This window comes from Sulfoacidibacillus thermotolerans (assembly GCF_003144315.1).
Lineage (GTDB): Bacteria > Bacillota > Bacilli > Alicyclobacillales > SLC66 > Sulfoacidibacillus > Sulfoacidibacillus thermotolerans.
Genome location: NZ_MPDK01000070.1, coordinates 1 through 2,137, shown reverse-complemented (window position 1 = coordinate 2,137; position 2,137 = coordinate 1). Strand labels below are relative to the sequence as shown.

General features: G+C 44.6%; 3 protein-coding genes. All 3 read right to left on the bottom strand.

What is annotated here, in order from left to right; translation table 11 throughout:
- Window positions 1-66 precede the first annotated feature (66 nt).
- The 3 genes from BM613_RS14325 to BM613_RS14315 all read right to left on the bottom strand — a co-directional run bounded on the left by BM613_RS14325 (window position 67) and on the right by BM613_RS14315 (window position 1,896).
- Window positions 67-813, bottom strand: a complete 747-nt coding sequence (locus tag BM613_RS14325; RefSeq protein ID WP_109431833.1) for a sulfite exporter TauE/SafE family protein — start codon at window positions 811-813, stop codon at window positions 67-69.
- Between the two features lie 9 nt (window positions 814-822).
- Entirely contained in the window at window positions 823-1,461 is a 639-nt protein-coding gene (locus tag BM613_RS14320) for an FmdE family protein (protein ID WP_109431832.1), read from the bottom strand.
- A gap of 63 nt (window positions 1,462-1,524) precedes the next feature.
- Window positions 1,525-1,896, bottom strand: coding sequence for an ArsR/SmtB family transcription factor (locus BM613_RS14315; RefSeq protein ID WP_245926407.1), 372 nt, complete (start codon window positions 1,894-1,896; stop codon window positions 1,525-1,527).
- Between the last annotated feature and the right edge of the window lie 241 nt (window positions 1,897-2,137).

The following is a 2,137-nucleotide window of genomic DNA, read 5'->3' as shown; positions in this document are numbered from 1 at the left end:
TATATAATAAAACGCATGAAGGTGATTGACAATCGTCTTCATGCGTTAAGCTTTGTCGCCTCTCACTTACAGTAATGGAATCAGCAATTTCACCCCGACGCCAAATAGCAAGATACTATAAGCATACTTCACCCAATGTGGTTTTGCTTTTGTCGCCATCAGTGAACTGCCAAGCCACGCTGCGAGAATCACTGCAAGCGAAAGCACCACAACAAGCAGCCAAGAAGCTTCGAGATGTCCAATACGCCCCACAAAACCTGAAGCGCTAGAAATTGTTACAATAAATGCCGATGTCGCCACCGCTCGTTTCGTCGGGTACCCCATCCACATCAATAGAGGACTAATTAATGTCCCCCCACCAAGACCTAACATCGCCCCAAGAAATGCAGCAAACCCTGCCACCGTTACGCCTAGCACGCGATGTTTTAATGTTGGTGTAAATTCTTTGGGCTCTGCTTTTTTGGCACTTGTCAGTGTGCGAATTGCAGCAAAAAAGATCATAAGAACTAATAAAAAAATAAGCACTCGGTCATCAATCAAGTGCGCGATCATACTGCCAATCGGAGCAAGAATCAAAGCAGCCAGTGCCATCGGCCAACTACCTCGCCAATCAACTAGTCGATTTCGCGCATATGTGATGAGCGCAACCAGCGTCGTCAATCCATTTAATAAAATTCCGACCGGTTGAGCCACCGTTTTTAACGGATAGCCTAGCCACAAAAGAATGGGAAGGTGTAACATTCCTCCCCCCATCCCAAGCATGGCAAAGATCGCAGAAACGAAAAAGATGAGAACACTTGCTAAAAGTAACATGTCGCATCCCTATCCTCTGCGATTGACATGTGCGCCAAAGCAAGTTTGGCAATACAGTTTGCCGTCCAACTCCCTCGCATACTCCGTGACAACCATTTCTTTACACTCAGAACACTGTACTGCGTTGAAGGATTCACCCTGTTTTTCGATGGGATACTGTTCAAAAGTCGTTACGTCAAACATCTCTTTCCAATCTCGACGGATCACATCCTCAATCAGAGGTTCCACAACTTCAGGATCCAGTTTGAAAGGAGGAATCCCTTGTTTGCGTTGCTCAAAAAACGGCATATCTAAACACTGTTTCATACGTTCGTATTTTGCTGTCACACGTACAGCCCGCCCTGTTTTCGTATCGATTAGCGTAACAGCAAACTTCCCAAGTGGGTTCTTTGTGATATTTCCTTTGCCAAATGTACAACCTGTTGCATATTGCACACCATCTGCAAAACAACCAGAAAAGTGATGGTCGCCAATCTCTACGATCGCTCGCAGTTCTCCGCCACCTCGTGCACGCTCTACGCCCAAAAGGTCCATTGCTAAATGACCTGCGCGTAATCCTTGTGGCATTGCAGGACATTTGTGTCCGTGAAAATATTGTGCACCTTTTAATTCTTCATCCGTAATTTTCGTGAGCTGTTCAAGTTCCATTTAAGATTCCTCTTTTCTATTCATGATTCGATCGATCATCACCCGTTACAACGAATAACAGGATTACTTCACTTCGACAAACGGCAAATAAGGCCTTACCGCTTCATTCAAGTGATAGATCGTAAACTTCCCTTCCCGTCTTCCTTGAATCACCCCTCCTTTCACTAGCATTTGCAGGTGATGATTCATCGTCGAAGTTGGGACATTGAGTCCATCGACCAATTCGCATAAACATAAGTCACGCAACAACAGCAATGCGACAATCTTTAACCGTGTCTCATCGCCAAGCGACTTATAAAAAAGAGCAAAATCACTTATCGCTTTAGGAGTTTGCAAAAGCGCAAACGTTTCTTGCGCTTGCTGTACAAGATGTGCCATATCCTCGCCTAGCGCAGGACAAAATGAACTTGAACCTTCGAACGAAGTGGCTGCCATCCTATAATCCCTCCTTTCAACACCGATTATACATCTATTTTTCTAGTTTTATAGTTATTTTTTATTGACGAATTCATGTCTGCATCTTGTCACCCTACATATAAACATGTCTTTGTGTTCACAAACGATGAGCATTTACACGATGCTTCGCACCGTAATGATACAAGAGAAGAGGGAGAATAGACCACATGGTTACCAGGGGTTCGGATCCAAGCGCAAGAGCAAACTCACCGCGAAAACC